The organism is Coriobacteriaceae bacterium (assembly GCA_025992855.1).
In the GTDB taxonomy this organism is placed as follows: Bacteria; Actinomycetota; Coriobacteriia; order Coriobacteriales; family Coriobacteriaceae; genus Collinsella.
Window position 1 is genome coordinate 2251984 of sequence record DAJPGB010000001.1, and the last position, 16262, is coordinate 2268245.

The 16262-nt window shown below is 59.1% G+C and carries 14 protein-coding genes; 9 read left to right on the top strand and 5 right to left on the bottom strand.

Annotation, left to right across the window (positions count from 1 at the left end; all coding sequences use genetic code 11):
- Positions 1-42: 42 nt before the first annotated feature.
- Complete coding sequence (locus OIL88_09630; GenBank protein ID HJI72614.1) at positions 43-840, bottom strand: alpha/beta hydrolase; 798 nt, start codon at positions 838-840, stop codon at positions 43-45.
- A 225-nt stretch (positions 841-1065) separates the two neighbouring features.
- Between OIL88_09630 and OIL88_09635 the strand changes: the two genes are divergently transcribed.
- The 3 genes from OIL88_09635 to OIL88_09645 all read left to right on the top strand — a co-directional run bounded on the left by OIL88_09635 (position 1066) and on the right by OIL88_09645 (position 3959).
- Complete coding sequence (locus OIL88_09635) at positions 1066-1842, top strand: radical SAM protein (protein ID HJI72615.1); 777 nt, start codon at positions 1066-1068, stop codon at positions 1840-1842.
- Between the two features lie 160 nt (positions 1843-2002).
- Complete coding sequence (gene map, locus OIL88_09640; GenBank protein HJI72616.1) at positions 2003-2890, top strand: type I methionyl aminopeptidase; 888 nt, start codon at positions 2003-2005, stop codon at positions 2888-2890.
- A 133-nt stretch (positions 2891-3023) separates the two neighbouring features.
- A complete protein-coding gene (locus OIL88_09645) occupies positions 3024-3959 on the top strand; it encodes a D-2-hydroxyacid dehydrogenase (protein ID HJI72617.1) in 936 nt (311 codons plus the stop codon).
- 252 nt (positions 3960-4211) lie between these two features.
- Here the strand turns inward: OIL88_09645 and OIL88_09650 are convergent, their stop codons facing one another.
- Complete coding sequence (locus OIL88_09650) at positions 4212-5597, bottom strand: M18 family aminopeptidase (protein ID HJI72618.1); 1386 nt, start codon at positions 5595-5597, stop codon at positions 4212-4214.
- Between the two features lie 161 nt (positions 5598-5758).
- Between OIL88_09650 and OIL88_09655 the strand changes: the two genes are divergently transcribed.
- The 4 genes from OIL88_09655 (at position 5759) to OIL88_09670 (ending at position 10121) form a co-directional block, all read left to right on the top strand.
- Complete coding sequence (locus tag OIL88_09655) at positions 5759-6844, top strand: linear amide C-N hydrolase (protein HJI72619.1); 1086 nt, start codon at positions 5759-5761, stop codon at positions 6842-6844.
- Between the two features lie 140 nt (positions 6845-6984).
- Positions 6985-8064: a 6-phosphofructokinase gene (locus OIL88_09660; protein HJI72620.1), complete on the top strand. Its 1080-nt coding sequence runs from the start codon at positions 6985-6987 to the stop codon at positions 8062-8064.
- A gap of 369 nt (positions 8065-8433) precedes the next feature.
- Positions 8434-9348, top strand: coding sequence for a helix-turn-helix domain-containing protein (locus OIL88_09665; GenBank protein HJI72621.1), 915 nt, complete (start codon positions 8434-8436; stop codon positions 9346-9348).
- Between the two features lie 452 nt (positions 9349-9800).
- Positions 9801-10121, top strand: coding sequence for a hypothetical protein (locus OIL88_09670; GenBank protein ID HJI72622.1), 321 nt, complete (start codon positions 9801-9803; stop codon positions 10119-10121).
- 116 nt (positions 10122-10237) lie between these two features.
- On the opposite strand, the gene OIL88_09675 is transcribed toward OIL88_09670, so the two are convergent.
- Both OIL88_09675 and OIL88_09680 read right to left on the bottom strand, forming a co-directional pair.
- Entirely contained in the window at positions 10238-13003 is a 2766-nt protein-coding gene (locus OIL88_09675) for a hypothetical protein (protein ID HJI72623.1), read from the bottom strand.
- Between the two features lie 5 nt (positions 13004-13008).
- Positions 13009-13710: an ABC transporter ATP-binding protein gene (locus OIL88_09680; protein ID HJI72624.1), complete on the bottom strand. Its 702-nt coding sequence runs from the start codon at positions 13708-13710 to the stop codon at positions 13009-13011.
- 271 nt (positions 13711-13981) lie between these two features.
- On the opposite strand from OIL88_09680, the gene OIL88_09685 reads away from it, so the two are divergent.
- Complete coding sequence (locus OIL88_09685; GenBank protein ID HJI72625.1) at positions 13982-14620, top strand: GyrI-like domain-containing protein; 639 nt, start codon at positions 13982-13984, stop codon at positions 14618-14620.
- A 539-nt stretch (positions 14621-15159) separates the two neighbouring features.
- Positions 15160-15354, top strand: a complete 195-nt coding sequence (locus OIL88_09690) for a chloride channel protein (protein HJI72626.1) — start codon at positions 15160-15162, stop codon at positions 15352-15354.
- Between the two features lie 64 nt (positions 15355-15418).
- Here the strand turns inward: OIL88_09690 and OIL88_09695 are convergent, their stop codons facing one another.
- Positions 15419-15997, bottom strand: coding sequence for a methylated-DNA--[protein]-cysteine S-methyltransferase (locus OIL88_09695; protein HJI72627.1), 579 nt, complete (start codon positions 15995-15997; stop codon positions 15419-15421).
- Positions 15998-16262: the final 265 nt, after the last annotated feature.

Below are 16262 nucleotides of genomic sequence, written 5' to 3' on the forward strand. Positions count from 1 at the left end.
CGAAACGCTAACAGCCCCTCTCCCCGCAGGTCATCGAGCGTGCTAACGCTCCAAGACATCGCGAACGGCGTTTGCCGCCGTAACGGGGCGATCGCGCAGACCGTTATGCGCGCCCGGGATCGTCACAAGGGGGCAATCGAGATATTCGGCAGCCGCTCGCGTGCCAGCCTCGCGGGGTGTATCGACCGAAAGCTCGCCCAAAAACACGGCCGACACCGCCTTTGACGCGCGGACGCGCTCCCAGTCGGGAGCATATGTCATATTTGTTCCGTATTCATTAGCCATAAAGCAACGACCATTGCGCAGGGCATGTTTGGCTTCCGCTTCGGTCGTCCCGGGAGCTTCGGGGTCCAAGTCGCCGAGGGCTCCCAAGAAAAGCCGGAGCGCCCTTGAAACCTTTCCAGCCGCAATCATATCGAGCAAAACCGGAGCTGCGCCCATGCCGACGCCTTCGGCCGACACAGCCGGCTCATGCAGAATCGCACGGGCGACGAGATGGGGTTCGGCGCGAAGAAGCTCCAGCGCCACCAACGTACCGGCGCTATGCGCAAGCACATTTGTCGGAGCGCCAACGTGTTCGATCACGGCTTGCAGGTCGGCGGCCTGAGCGGCAAGATCATAGCTGCCGTCTGCCGCATCGCTGCTGCCACCGCAGCCGCGGCGGTCGTAGGCAATTACGCGGTAGTTGCGGCTGAGCTCACAAGCGATACCGTCGAAAAATGTGCCGTCGACACAAGCGCCGTGCACGCACACCAAGGCAGGAGCATCAGGCGACACATCTGGGCCGGCATATTCGCGACAGGCAATCGTGGTGCCCGCATTCTCGACCGTAAAATTCATGTTGTGCCCCCATCATCAATGCTCATCCAGTTGCACGTCAGCGCGGTTGGATGGACCCACATTGCCTTACACCTTGTTAACAGATTAACTTTACCCGACCCGAGGCTTTTCATGGCGCGGCATAATGGGCGACGTGAAAAAACGAAACTTGTAAAGCAAGAGCCCGCACCTTGCTTTGGAGCCGATGCTATGCTTAGGCACAATTGTCTTGAGGAGCATATGCCTATGTCTACGTTTTTGAATGCCAGCCCCATCTTTGGGCCCGTTCGCAGCCGTCGCCTTGGTCTCTCGCTCGGCGTCAACATGATGCCGGCCAGCGGCAAAATCTGCACGTTCGACTGCATTTACTGCGAAAACGGCCTCAACGCCGAGCGCCCCTGCCATGAGCCGTACAACACAGCTGCCGTGGTACTCGACGCGCTCGAGGCAAAGCTGCGCGAGATGGCAGCCGAGGGCGAGCTCCCCGATGTGATCACCTTCGCAGGCAACGGCGAGCCCACCGCCGCACCGGAGTTTCCGCAGGCCATCGCCGGCGCCGTCGCGCTGCGCGACGAGCTTGCCCCAAACTCCAAGATCGCCGTGCTCTCCAACGGCACGCGCGCCGACCGCCCCGAGGTGCACGACGCGCTCATGATGGTCGATGACAACATTCTTAAGCTCGATACCGTCGACCCGGCATTTATCCAGCTGCTCGACCAGCCCGTTGGCCCCTACGACGTCGAGCACCAGATCGAGACGTTCGCAAGCTTTGACGGTCACGTTATTATCCAGACGATCTTTTTGACCGGTGAGTATCAGGGCAAGCCCATCGACAACACCGGCGAGGAGTACGTCGCCCCCTGGCTCGCGGTGCTCGAGCGCATTCGTCCGCAGGAGGCGACCATCTACACGGTGGCGCGCGAGACACCGGTCGCAGGCCTTGCCAAAGCAGCACCCGAGGCCCTCGACGCCATTGCCGCGCGCGTGCGCGCCCTCGGCATTCCCTGCCAGGTGAGCTACTAGCAAAACCACGCAGCAGCTAGTGCCTGCCATCCCGCTCCATCAGTTGCGGTGATATAGTTCCTATTTATGCTGTTAAACCGCTTAAATCGGAACTATATCACCGCAACTTTTATGGACGCGTGGGTGGGCTATACTAGCTGCGAATGAAAGGAAGTTAGCCATGTTTGACAATGGACCCGTGCCCGGCCGCAACGACGCCTGCTGGTGCGGCAGCGGCAAAAAATATAAGAAATGCCATAGCGCCTTTGATGAGCGCCTCGAGCGCTTGTGGGAAGAGGGCTGGGAGGTTCTGCCCCGCACGCTCTACAAGACGCCCGCCGATATCGAGGGCATCAAGCGCTCGGCCGCCATCAACGTGGGCGTGCTCGATTACGTAGGCGAACACATCGCCGCGGGCATGACCACCAACCAGATCGACCAGATGATCTACGACTACACCGTCGAGCACGGTGGCACGCCGGCCGACCTCAACTATGAGGGCTACCCCAAGAGCGTTTGCACCTCGATCAACGACGTGGTCTGTCACGGTATCCCCTGCGATACGGACGTGCTGCATGAGGGCGATATTATCAACGTGGACTGCTCCACGATCCTAGACGGCTACTTTAGTGATTCGAGCCGCATGTTCTGCATCGGCGAGGTCTCTGCCGAGCGCCAGCGCCTGGTCGACGTCACCCGCGCCAGCGTGGAGGCGGGTCTGGCTGCCGTCAAGCCGTGGCTGCCGCTCTCCGTGATGGCTGAGGCCGTGCAAAAGACGGTCGAGGACGCCGGTTTTAGCGTAGTGCGCGAGTACGGCGGACACGGCATTGGCAAAGAGTTCCACGAGGACCCGTTTGTGGGCTTTACCACCGAGGCGCCCGATGTGGACACCATCATGGCCCCGGGCATGGTCTTTACCATTGAGCCCATGGTCAACGCCGGAGCGCCCGACATCAAGATCAGCAAGGGCGACGGTTGGTGCGTGCGCACCAAGGACGGCAGCGATTCGGCCCAGTGCGAGGTACAGCTCGTGGTGACCGAGGACGGCTACGAGCTGCTGAGCTGGTAGCCGTGGATGCGCCGGGCTTCGCGATGGATATGTTAACCATCGCGAAGCCCGGCGTTTTTATAGCGTTTTGCCTGATAAAACCTGCCAAAATAAACCTGTCCCCTTTTGGCAGGTTGGGCGGAGAGGACCGTTTGTGAACATCCTGGTTTTGTTGCCCGTCAACGACCGTCATCGCGCAATTCTTGAGTCGAGCGCTCCGGGCGAGGACTTTATCTACACGAGTGCCGACGCCATCACGCGCGAGCAGGTCGCCGATGCCGACGTGATCTTGGGCAACATCGACCCTTCCCTGCTGACCGCATGCGAGCACCTCCAGCTGCTGCAACTGCAGACCGCCGGCTATGACGACTATCTCGCCGCCGGCACCGTGCCGGCTGAAGCCAAGCTGTCTTGCTCAATCGGCGCCTACGGCCAGGCCGTGAGCGAGCACATGTTTGCCATGGTCCTTTCCATGATGAAGCACCTGCCCGGCTATCACGACTTGCAGCGCGAGCATCGCTGGGAGGACTTAGGCCCGGTCACCTCGCTCAAAAATGCCAATGTGCTGGTGTTGGGCGCGGGCGACATTGGCGGCCACTTTGCCACGCTCTGCCGCAGCATGGGCGCGCACGTCCGCGGCATCAAGCGCCATCCGCTCGTCTACCCCATTGTGTTTGAGGACATGGACGGCATGGATGCCCTGTCTGAGCGCCTGGCGGAGGCCGACATCGTCGCATCCTTTATGCCCAGCACACCCGAGACCCGCGGTCTGGCGAACGCCGAGTTCTTCGCCGCGATGAAACCGGGCGCCTTCTTTGCCAACGGCGGCCGCGGCGATCTTGTGGTTGCCGACGATCTGGTTGCCGCTCTTGAGTCCGGACACCTTGCCGGTGCCGCGGTCGATGTCACCGACCCTGAGCCACTGCCCGCAACAAGCCCGCTGTGGGATGCGCCCAACATGCTCATCACGCCGCACGTCTCCGGCTGGTTCCACCTGGCAGCCACGCTCAACAATGTGGTCGACATTGCCGCAGAGAATCTGCGTCACCTGCAAGCCGGCGAGACCCTGCGCTGTTGGATCGAACATTAGGGTTCCGCCGTTCTAACGAACGGCGGACCGGTCGACGCTACGCGCCGCCCAGAGCGACAATTTGTCATTCAAAAGGCAAGGCATGACCAGAAGGTCTATGCCTTGCCTTTTTCATGCCAACTTGTTCGCTCTGGACATCGCTCGCTGACGCTTGCTCAACCTGCGGTGTCATAACAATTCTGTCCAGCTGTTGGCTTTGCGGCATTTGCCCAGATAAAACCTGCATAATAAACCTGTCCCTTTTAGCAGGTTTTAGAGCTCCACGCTTTCGGCGCCGTTGATGGTTAGGTTTCGCTCGTAGAAAGCCGTGAGGGCGCGAATGGCGTACATCACGTCGCGTACGCCGCCGGTCTCGTAGCTTGAGTGCATGGCCAGCTGCGGCAGGCCCACGTCCACGGCATGCATGCTCGCCTGCATGTTCGACAGGTTGCCAAGCGTGGAGCCACCCGCCATATCGCTCTTGTTGGCGAAGGCCTGCGTGGGCACGTCGGCGTCATCGCAAATAGCCTGGAACACTGCGCGGCTAAAGGCATCGGTGCAGTAATGCTGGTTGGCGGCTTCCTTGATAACGATACCGCCGTTGAGCACAACCTGATTGCGGGCGTCGCACTTCTCGGCGTGGTTGGGGTGCACGGCATGCGCATTGTCGCAGCTCACGAGCATCGAGGCAGCAAGTGCACGATGGTACGACTCGTCGTCAAAGCCCAGCGATCCGTTGATGCGGCGCAGTGCGTCGGCCAAGAACGTCGACATGGCGCCCTGCTTGGTCTCGGAACCAACCTCCTCGTTATCAAAGCAGCAGAAGACCGAGACGTCGCGCGCGTTCTCGGCACCCAAAAATGCCTGCAGTGAGGTGTAGGCGCAGGCCAGGTCGTCGAGCTTGGGCGTCGAGATGAACTCGTCAGCCCAGCCCCAAATGCGCGCATCCTGGCGGTTGACCAGGAACAGATCGCGGCTCAGGATCTGCTCGGGCTCAACGTCCAGTTCGTCGGCAACCAGGGCATCAAAATCGCCCTGCTTAAGCTCACCGGCGCTGATGAGCGGGCACAGGTCGACGGCGCGGTTGGGCGCAAAGCCCTCGTTAACGCCGCGGTTCATATGGATGGCAAGGCTCGGGATAATCGCGACTTCGCGCTCGGTGGCAAGCAGGCGGCTCTCAATACGGTCGCCTTCGCGTACCAACACGCGGCCCGCGAGCGCCAGCGGGCGGTCGAACCAGGTGTAGTCGATCATGCCGCCGTAGGCCTCGGTGTTCAGGCGCAGCGTCTCGCCTGCGCCGTCGAGCTCGGGCACGGCCTTGACCTTAAACGTCGGCGAATCGCTGTGCGACGCCGTGAGCTGAAAATGATAGTCACCGGCAACGCCGTCCTCGCCCCACGTCGCGGTCAGGTCCTCGCCCACCTTAAAGGCAATAACGCTCGAGGCATTGCGCTGCGTGTAATAACGCCCGCCCGGCTCGATGTCCCACGCCGCGTTCTCGGGCAGGTAGGTAAAGCCCGCCTCGTCGAGCTCGGCCATAATGGTCGCCGCCGTATGGAACATGCTGGGACATGCCTCGATAAAGTCGATGAGGTCGTTGGCGGCCTCGATATCGTCGGCCGTCACATGCGCGCGCTCGGGCGTTTCCTGATCCGTCATGCTCTCCCCTTTCGCTGGGTTGATGGTCCCCTCCAGCATACCCCGCCACGCCAGCGCCGCACTCTTCATTCCATGTTTAATCCCGCGCCGCTCACCAAGTTGAGCCATCATGCCCGCGCTCCTTTTGCGACAATTACGCTAACAGGACGAGAGGAGCCGTCATGAAGCCACGTAACATTGCCATCGCCTGCGGTGTCGCGGGAGTCGCCGTCGGCCTTGCCGCTGCCACCGGTATCGTTTACCGCAAGCAAATCAAGTCCGCCGCGTCGCTCAAACGCTTGACCGGCTACGCGGATAGCTATGACCTGTACGCAATCGACATCGCCTACGACTACGATCTTGATCGCATCATCGCCGCTGGCGTGCGCGACGACCAGGCCTACATCGATGCCGTGGTGGCGCAGGTGCTGCCCGGTGTGCCGGTACATGTCCAGGCGCCCCAGTTTGCCTGCAGCGCTTTTGTCGCCGTAGATGCCGAAGGCCGCGTGCGCACCGGTCGCAATTACGACTTTAAGGACGACACCTCGGCACTGCTGGTGCGCAATCACCCACGCGACGGCTATGCCTCCATCGGGTTTGCCGCCCTTAACAACCTGGGCGATAACACTCCGCTTGACTCCGTCGCCGGACGTGCCGCCGCACTCATGGGCCCGTTTGCCCAGCTCGACGGTGTTAACGAATGCGGCGTGTCCATTGCCGTACTCACTCTGGATTCCAAGCCCTGTGACCAGGACGCGCAACGCCCCGTCATCAATACCTCACTCGCCATCCGTCTGGTGCTCGACCGTGCCGCCACCACGCAAGAAGCTGTCGACCTGCTTTCCGCCTACGACATGCACGCCATGGCAGGACGCGATTACCACTTCTTTATCAACGACGCCGCCGGTGACGCGCGGGTGGTGGAGTGGGATCCGCGCGACCCCGACCGTGCATGCAAAGTGACTCCTGTACGCCAGGTTACGAACTTCTACGCCTGCTATGGTGACGAAGTGCTGCCCAACCAAAAGAATGGCGAGCTGGGCCATGGTAAAGAGCGCGCCGTCGCAATCGCCGATGTCCTTGACGCCCATGTCGGTGCCCAGGACGAGGCAGTCGCTTGGAAGGCCCTACGCGCTGCGGCGCAAGAGCCCAATCCGGAAGACATCACCAGCAACACGCAATGGTCGGTCGTCTTTGACAATACCGAACCCGCTGCCGCTATTACGCTGCGCCGCCACTGGGGCGACGTCGACGCCTTCGCACTGTAAGGAGCTGGCACCGTCGTCCTTACGCTCGCCTGACGTTGCTTACATTTCCATACGCTTGAGCTAACACGTTTTACCCCCGCATCAACAGTGTGCGGGGGTAAACTTATGCGCATGTTATAACTTGCCCGGAAGGATTCATCATGCTTAGGATCGGTCTTCTTACCAGTGGCGGCGACTGCCAAGCGCTCAACGCCACCATGCGCGGCATCGTCAAAACGCTTATGACCAATAGCGAAGAGCCTATCGAGATCTATGGTTTTGAGGACGGCTACCAGGGCCTTATCTACAGCAGGTTCCGCGTCATGACGCCCGCCGATTTTAGCGGCATCCTCACCCGCGGCGGCACCATCCTGGGCACGAGCCGCACACCGTTCAAGCGTCTGGACACTCCCGAGGCCGACGGCGTCGAGAAGGTGCCCGCAATGGTGCACACCTATCACAAGCTGCAGCTCGACTGCCTGTTTATGCTGGGCGGCAACGGCTCCACCAAGACTGCCAACCGCCTGCGCGAAGAGGGCCTCAACGTTATCGCTCTGCCCAAGACCATCGATAACGACACCTGGGGCACCGAGATGACGTTTGGCTTTACGAGCGCCATCGACGTCGCCACCAAGTGCATCGACGACATCCACACCACCGCTTCGAGCCATGGGCGCGTGTTCGTCATCGAGATCATGGGCCACAAGGTTGGCTGGATCCCGCTGTACGCCGGCGTTGCGGGTGGCGCGGACGTCATCCTGATCCCCGAGATCCCCTACGACATGGACCAGGTCATCAAGACCATCGAGCATCGCATGGAGACCGGCAGCCGCTTTACCATCGTGGCCGTCGCCGAGGGCGCTATCTCCAAGGAGGACGCGGCGCTGTCCAAAAAGGAGTACAAGAAGAAGCTCGCCGAGCGCACGAGCCCGTCAATCGTGTACGACATCGCCAAGGAGATCGAGGCCAAGACCGGTCGCGAGACCCGCGTCGCCATCCCAGGTCACACGCAGCGCGGCGGCCAGCCCGACGCCCAGGACCGCATCTTTGCGACTCAGTGCGGCGTCGAGGCAGCGCTCGGCTGCCTGCGTGGCGAGTTTGGCTACATGATTGCCTTGCGCGACGGCAAGATGTGCCACATGCCGCTCGAGGAGGTCGCCGGCAAGCTCAAGTATGTCGACCCCCAGAGCGATCTGGTGCGCGAGGCCAAGGCGTTGGGCATCAGCTTCGGCGACGAATAGCCTCGGCTGGAACTGATCCCATCGGGCCCTCCGGCCTCTGCCTGACGTATTTCGATTTGGCTCCTCCCTTGACTCCGTCAAAGGTCGCCAATCGAAATCGTCAGGCGGAGGCCGGAGGGCCCTTCGCTTATATACTCGCCGAGGCTATTCGTCTTCTTGCTGCGGGTGCCTGGTCTGAGATTTTGGAATGATAGGGGCTCCTGGCTGTTACTTGCACTGACATTTGTCATGAAATGGCTGGTCGTTGGGGGTTGCCACCTATAGTTGCGGTAGGGTTGGAGCAGATTCTAACTAGAAATGGTGGTCGCTACCGGTTGTTCTCGGCATACTCGGCTCATTCGATTCGACCATCAAACGAAAGGAACCACCATGGATCTTGCGATGGCGCAGCGGCTCGTTGATCGCCGCAAGGCTGCCGGGCTTTCTCAGGAGGCGCTTGCCGCACAGCTGGGCGTGAGTCGTCAGGCTGTCAGTAAATGGGAGCGCAGCGAATCCTCGCCCGATACCGATAACCTTATTGCGCTCGCCGCGCTGTATGGCGTGTCACTGGATGAGTTGTTGTATGGGGAAGCGGCTAGCGATGCCGATAGCTCAGAGGACGGCAGCACCGAAACGGTGAATGAGGTTAAAGAGGCCGAAGATTCTGCCGAGCACGCCGATTGCGGCGACAAACCACTTGTCGATATTTCCCTCGCGCGCGGCATCCACGTCATTGATCCCAATAAAGGCGAGGAAGTCCATGTTGGCTGGAACGGCATCCATGTGACCAACGAGCGCAAGGGCGAAGAGGTGCATGTGGGGCCGGACGGCGTGCATGTCGATACGCTTGAGGACGATGGTCATAGCGTGCATACCAATGACGACGGCACCGTCACCATCGACGGCGAGACGTTCTCCAGCTGGAAGGAAGCACACGACAAGCTCGACCATCATGGCAAGCATTTCCACACCAAGGTCGGACGTACATGGAACAAATTACCCTTCCCCGCGCTTGTCGCCCTCGCCTATCTGGTGCTCGGCATTGTCTACGGCACATGGGCTGCGGGACTCTTCCTCGTCTTTTTGATTCCCGTCTACTACGCATTTGGCGACTTTATCGACCAACGCCACTTATCTAAGCTGATCGATGTCGTCTATTCAGTCAGTGCCGAGGCATGGTTCCTCTACATGTGGCTCTGCCTGGAACAACCCCATCCCGCCTGGGTAATCCTCATCACCATCCCGGTCGTAAAAGCACTCATGCGCTGGTGCCGCAAACAATGGAAGCATCGCGAGCGAGCCTAAACCATCCCAGCCCGACAGCAGCACCCAACTAGTACTCCCCCGCCCATCCCCCTAAGTTGCGGTGATATAGCTCCGGTTTTAGCCTTGAGTAGTCGAGTTTAGGAACTATTCCACCGCAACTTACGAATGGTCGGAGCGGCTACAGCACAAGCGTCGGCGTTCGTTTGATGGTCCGCCACGAAAAGGGGCAATCTACTACGTTTAACTCGATGGGGCCAACCATGACCGCCTTTTTCGAAAATCGACAGGCCTTCTACCTGCGGTTTTATTTTTCGTTTTCCCGGCATGGTTGAGGGTATCCAATTAAACGTAGTAGATAGGCCCGTTTTGTGGCATACGACCCATTCAAGCTCAATCTCGAAGGCTGAAGAGAGCCTCTCATCCATGCCTGCGAGCGAAAACCAAATAGAATGAAAGGCAAATGGAAAGCCCGTTTGACGAGCGGAGGACATATGCGCGACGTAGCCGAAAGCGACTGGAAGCTGTTTAAGAAAATGCTTCCCCAATGGCAAGAACGTTATATGGAAAAGCTCATCGGCCAGTACGTTGAGATGCTGAACGGCGACAGCGAAGCGTCCAGTAGATTTTGGGCACTGGAAGAGCGCCTCAATAGAGACAAGCTGTCCTCAGGCGTAATTGCAAACGACATTCGCCGCAGCACAATGCACCGCGAGATAGCCAATTTGCTTATCGACAGCGTGATCACCCTTGACGACCTTGACGGTTTTACCGAGGACATTAAGAGCTGTGCGCAACACTGGATTGGCCAGTAAGAGCACTGAACGACAGACATCCCCAGCAAAAACGGGGCAAACGCCGGGTCGCCCGTAGGTGCCCGGCGTTTGGCCAGGTAAAACCTGCCAAAATAAACCTGTCCCTTTTTTGCAGGCTACTCGGCACTCTTGAGGGCGCCGACCATGTCGATCTTGTTGAGGGTACGATTGGTGGCGAGATTGACGATAAACGTAAAGCCAAAGGAAAGCACCACGGCGAGCACGTAGCTTAGCGGCTCGACCTCAACGTCAAAGTACAGCGACGGCATCTGCAAAATGTAGGTAAAGCTCTCGGCCAGCAAGCCGCCTAACGGCACGCCCAGAGCGGCGCCAATCGCCGTGAGAATCAACGTCTCCTTGTTGACGTAGTGGTGCACCTCGCCGCGACGGAAGCCCAACACCTTAATGGTCGCCAGCTCGCGCTCGCGTTCGGAGATATTCGTGTTGGACAGCGTAAACACCACCACAAACGATAGGCACGCCGCCATAAAGGTCACGAGCACCACGACAGAATTGATAATCGTAAAGTTCGCCTCGTAGTTCTGCCAATGTTCGGCCGTGCTCGAGATGGTGAGCCAACCGTCGCTCTTAATTTTCTTGCTAAACGCAATCTGGTCGGCCGACGAACCCTTAAGCAGCACAAAGACGCCGTTGAGGCGTGCGCTTCGACCGAACGCACGCTCATAGGTACTCTGCGTCATGTAAAGCGTGTTGCCCAGATAGTTGAGCGAGATGTCGCTGACTTTGACCTTGGCAACATTGAGCGACGAATCCTGGACGTGTGCTGTATCGCCCGGCTGAATCCCCAGCACCAGCTGCGAGCTCTTGCTTAAATACACGTCCCCGTCACGCAGGGCGAGCGGTTCTTTGGACTCATCCTCCAGGCGCACGTAATCGCCCAAGTCACCCGTGCGGTCGTCGGGAATCACGATCAGCTGCACGGTCTCGCTCTTGCCGCCAAATGTAAAGGTGACGTTGTCGGTCATAATCGGCAGGGTCGAGGTCACGGTCACGTCGGAATCCTTGGCCGCGCTGCGCTCATCCAATGCCGCGCACGTCTGCGAAAAATCGTCGGGATTGGCGACCGCCAGCAAGTCATAGCGCGTGATATGCCCGTACTGCTTGGGCGACAGCGCGACCGACGTATCACGAATGCCCATGCCGCAAATCACAAGCGCCGTGCAGCCCGCGATGCCAAAGATGGTCATAAAGGCACGCTTTTTGTAGCGGAACAGGTTACGCGCTGCCACCTTGTTCAAAAAGCCCATGCGGTGCCAGATAAAGCCGATACGCTCAAGCAAGATACGCGAGCCGGCGCGCGGGGCCTTGGGACGCATGAGCGAGGCTGGGGTCTCGGCCATCTCGTGACGACAGGCGATAATCGTGGCGCCCACCACGCCCACGGCAAACAGCGCCACCGAGACGATTGAGGACACGATGTCGTACGAAAGCAGCATCTGAGGCAGCGAGTACATGTCGTCGAACACCGTAAACAAGAACAGCGGCAGGCCCACAAAGCCGATGATGTTGCCGAGCACGCCGCCGATCAGACACGCCCACAGTGCGTAGTCTACGTATTTGGACAGGATACGCCCGCGCGAATAACCGAGCGCCTTATACAGGCCGATGAGCGTACGCTCCTCCTCAACCATACGCGTGGCGGTGGTGAGACTGATGAGCACGGCGACGATAAAGAAGATGAACGGGAACACCGTGGCGATGGCCTCAATTGACGAGCTATCGCTCTCGACACTCGAGTAGCTTGCGATATTGCCGCGATCCTGGATGTACCAGGTGCATTCGCCCAGGTCAGAGAGCTCGGCGCGGGCATCGGCAAACTGTTGGTCGGCGGCGGCGCGGCGCTGGTCCAGGTCAGCTTGCGCCTGTGCACGTTCGTCGCTGCCCTCGGCCATGCGGTTGATGTTGCCCTGTTCAATCCCAAAGAGCATATTCGCCTGACGCTCGGCCGCATCCAAGCTTGCCGGCGTGTCGGCCGTCAGCTCCTGAGCACGCGCTTGCTCGCGCTCGTCGCGAATCTTCTCGATATTGCCCTTGACCTCGTTAATCCTTGCCGTATAGGCATCAGAATAGGAGTTGAGGTCCTTGGCTCCCTCGACGACTACGTGGACTGCGGAATAGGAAGAAGATGTCGCGGCATCCTCGCTCACATAGAACTTATAGTCCGCAGCCGAAGCAGCGCGAAAGGCGTTGACTGTCGAGTCGGAGCTCACGTCGGTGGGATCGAGAACCTCGGCCGTGATGGTGTAATCGCCCGCGGCAAACTGGTCCTTGGCGTTTTGGTTCGACGAGCTCGCGTCATTGGCAGCAAAACTCACCGTATCGCCGAGCTTTTTGCCCGAAGCCTTCAGGAACTTCGAAGTCACCGCGACCTCATCGGCACTCTCGGGCAAATCGCCGTTCACCAGCACCGGCTGATCGATGTTCTCCTTGGAGAGACTTTGCACGACCACGCGCTCGCGCGTTGTGCCCACGGCGGTGTAAGCGGTCTCGGTGTAGATGCCCTCGGCCGTCTCGACGCCGTCGACCTCTTGGATAGCCGCAAGATCGTCGCGCGTAAGGCCATAGGTCGACTGCACGTTAATGTCATAGACATTCTGCTGGTCAAAGTAGGCATCGACCGAATCGCACAGATCCTCACAACCCGCCTTAAGGCCGCACATCACACTCACGCCGAGCGCGGTGATGACCACGATGGACAAGAAGCGCTTAAGACTGCCGCGGATTGTGCGGTAGATGCCACGGCGAAATACCGTCGGCACCATATCGTTTGAACTTTGGGCGGTGCGATAGGTCGCGAACTCCCAGTCGCGGTCTGCGTGCTCCGTATCGTGGTTTTGGCTGTTTTGGCGATCTTGGTCCATGGGCGCTACCACTCGATTGTCTCGATCGGCACGGGATTTTGCTGGACCGTCTCGCTCTCCACGCGACCACTCTTAAAGCGAATCAGGCGATCGGCCATGGGCGCGAGCGCGGAGTTGTGCGTGATGATGATGACCGTAATGCCCTGCTTGCGGCAGGTATCCTGCAGCAGCTGCAAGATCTGCTTGCCGGTTTTATAGTCGAGCGCGCCCGTGGGCTCGTCGCACAGGAGCAGCTTGGGGTTCTTTGCCAGTGCGCGGGCGATGGACACGCGCTGCTGCTCGCCGCCCGAAAGCTGTGCCGGAAAGTTGCCCAGGCGCTCGCCCAGGCCAACCTGGCGAAGCGTCTGTTCGGCATCGAGTGAATCGGGGCAGATTTGCGCCGCGAGCTCGACGTTTTCGAGCGCCGTCAGGTTGGGGACCAGATTGTAGAACTGGAAGACAAAGCCGACGTCGGCGCGGCGGTATTCCACGAGCTGCGCCTCGTTGGCGGAGCTCACGTCGCGCCCGTCCACCGTCACGGTGCCGGAGGTTACCGTATCCATGCCGCCCAGGATGTTGAGCGCCGTGGTCTTGCCGGCACCCGAGGCACCCAGGATAATGGCGAGCTCACCGCGCTCAACGGTAAAGCTCGCGCCGTCGAGCGCATGGATGCGGGCATCGCCCTCGCCGTATGCTTTGATGACGTCTTTGAATTCGATATAGGCCATCGATCGGTTCCCATCTGGTCGGATAACTCTTTAGTATTACCCATTTCACGCCGACCAAAAAGGGACAGGTTCATTTTGGCAGGTTTTATATGGGGGAATGGCGGGTGTAGGCGGACGGCGAAGTATCGGAGTGGCTTTCGCCGAATTCGGGGGCCATTTGTTTAGCGCAAAGCATGCATCCCGACCCATTAGCAAGTTATTCGAACAGCTGTTCGTTTCTATGATATGATCCCGCTATCTAAGTAGGCCAATACGCAGAAAGGCGGCCAACATGGCGTTCGACTTTAAGAAGGAATGCAAGGAGCTCTACAAACCTGCAAGCAAGCCGAGTATCGTAACTGTCCCGCCTATGAGCTACGTTGCCGTTCGCGGAAAGGGCGACCCAAATACCGAAGGTGGCGAGTATCAAAACGCCCTGCCACTGCTTTACGGCATCGCCTATACCGTCAAGATGTCGAAGAAAGGCTCAAGGAGTATCGAGGGCTATTTCGACTTTGTAGTACCGCCGCTCGAGGGATTCTGGTGGCAAGACTCCCCGAGCGGCGACATCGATTATGTACGCAAGGACGATTTCAACTTTATCTCGTGCATCCGCCTGCCCGATTTCGTCACCCTAGATGACTTTGACTGGGCAGTCGCGGAAGCCACGACCAAAAAGAAACTGGACTTTTCTGCCGTCGAGCTGCTTAAAGTTGACGAGGGTCTCTGCGTTCAATGCATGCACACCGGGCCCTACGACAACGAACCGGCGACCGTAAACGCTATGAATGAATACACGACCAAGCAGGGCTATGTCCCCGACTTCTCAGACACCCGTTTCCATCACGAAATCTATCTCTCCGATCCACGCAAAAGTGCACCGGAGAAACTTAAGACTGTGGTTCGTCATCCTATCAAGCGCGCCGAATAGCATGGAGCGTCATTTCACGCGCTAGGTTTTAAGCCAGTCAACCAGCCGCCACCTAGGCCGTCCGGTAATTATCCTGACGTGGCCCGTCGCATCTTATAAGTTTGTTTTGCTAAAGCTGGAAAGCCTCTCAACGATGCGCAACTCCAGCCCTTTTTCTATCAAGAGGCTTAAATGAAATACCGGAAGTCGCGGATATCCATCAACGAACAGATAGCACTATTGACAGAAAACAAGGGTCTTAAGTGCTCTGATCAAAACGAACTCGAGCGAGCTTTGGTCGAAGTCGGCCACTACAAACTGTCGGCCTACTGGTTTCCCTGCAAAACCAAATGCAAGTCCGGGATTACCATCTTTCGCGAAGGCACAACATTCGAAACCATCATCTACACGTATGAATTTGACCGAGCCCTCCGGCAGTTAATGTTTGATGCGGTCGACAGAATTGAGATCTACCTCAGAAGCAGAATTGCCTATCTTGCCTCTGAGGAACGCGGGCCTTTCTGTTACCCAGATGTCGCCATAACGAGGCTCAACTCGACATGCCCATCGCGCTTTGCGCCGCGCTGGGATACGCCGCCGTCTTTGGCAGCGCCACCAATACGCTGCTCGCGCCGATCCTTATTGGCTGCGAAGTCTTCGGCTTTGGCGACTTGCCGAAGTTCTTTATTGTCTGCGTCGTGGCTTACCTGTTCAACATGGATAAGTCGATCTACGCCCTGCAGAAGCGGGCGTAGATGGATGTCCAAGCAGGTGGTCTCAACCGGAAACGGCGTCTTGGCTATGCAAAGTGCTCGAACGTTATTCCTCGTACGCGCCCTCAAGCCGGAGCAGCCACTCCTTACGGTCGAGGCCGCCGGCATATCCGTTAAGCGAGCCGTCGGCCGCGACCACGCGATGGCACGGCACGATAATCGAAATGGGATTACGCGCGACCGCGGCCCCCACGGCACGGGGAGACACAACGGGTGCTTCGTTTCCCGGTACACGATGTCGAGCCGCAACACGCTGGGCGATCTCACCATACGTAGCGACCTCGCCACGCGGGATAGAAAGCAGCTCAAACCAAACCTCGCGCTGAAACGCCGTACCAATCATATGCAACGGCGGCGTAAACCGAGGCTCCTGCCCCGCAAAATAAGCATTCAGCCAAGCCCAAGAACGCTCAAGCACCGAAGATGCCGCGCCATTTGCCGGACTCACCGACGACATGCCGCCAATACCGGAAACCGCGTCGGCGCCTTCAACATGTTCGGAGTCTTCCCGGAGAAGCGTGGAGCCAAAATGTTCCTGCCCCTCAAACCAAAGCCCCGTCAGACCGCGGCCATCAGCGGCAAGCAAGATTTCGCCCAAAGGCGAGGCAAACGTCGTCGTGACCACCAGCGGCTCCTTTCAAAACTCCGCAACATAATACCGCGAATTGTGCAGACAACCCCAATCGACCCCAAAGTCACCCAAGGCAGCAGGCGCGACAGCGCCCCAGCTGCCGCACGACCCCAAAGTCCCCGCAGGCAGCAGGCGCAACGCGCCGCAGCTGCCGGCCGCGCTCCGCAGCCCCCCCAAGGCGGCAGGCGCAAAGCGCCGAGGCCGCCGCCGGGACTAGGGCCCGCAACAACCACATGCCCCCACATCAGCCCAGCGGCCC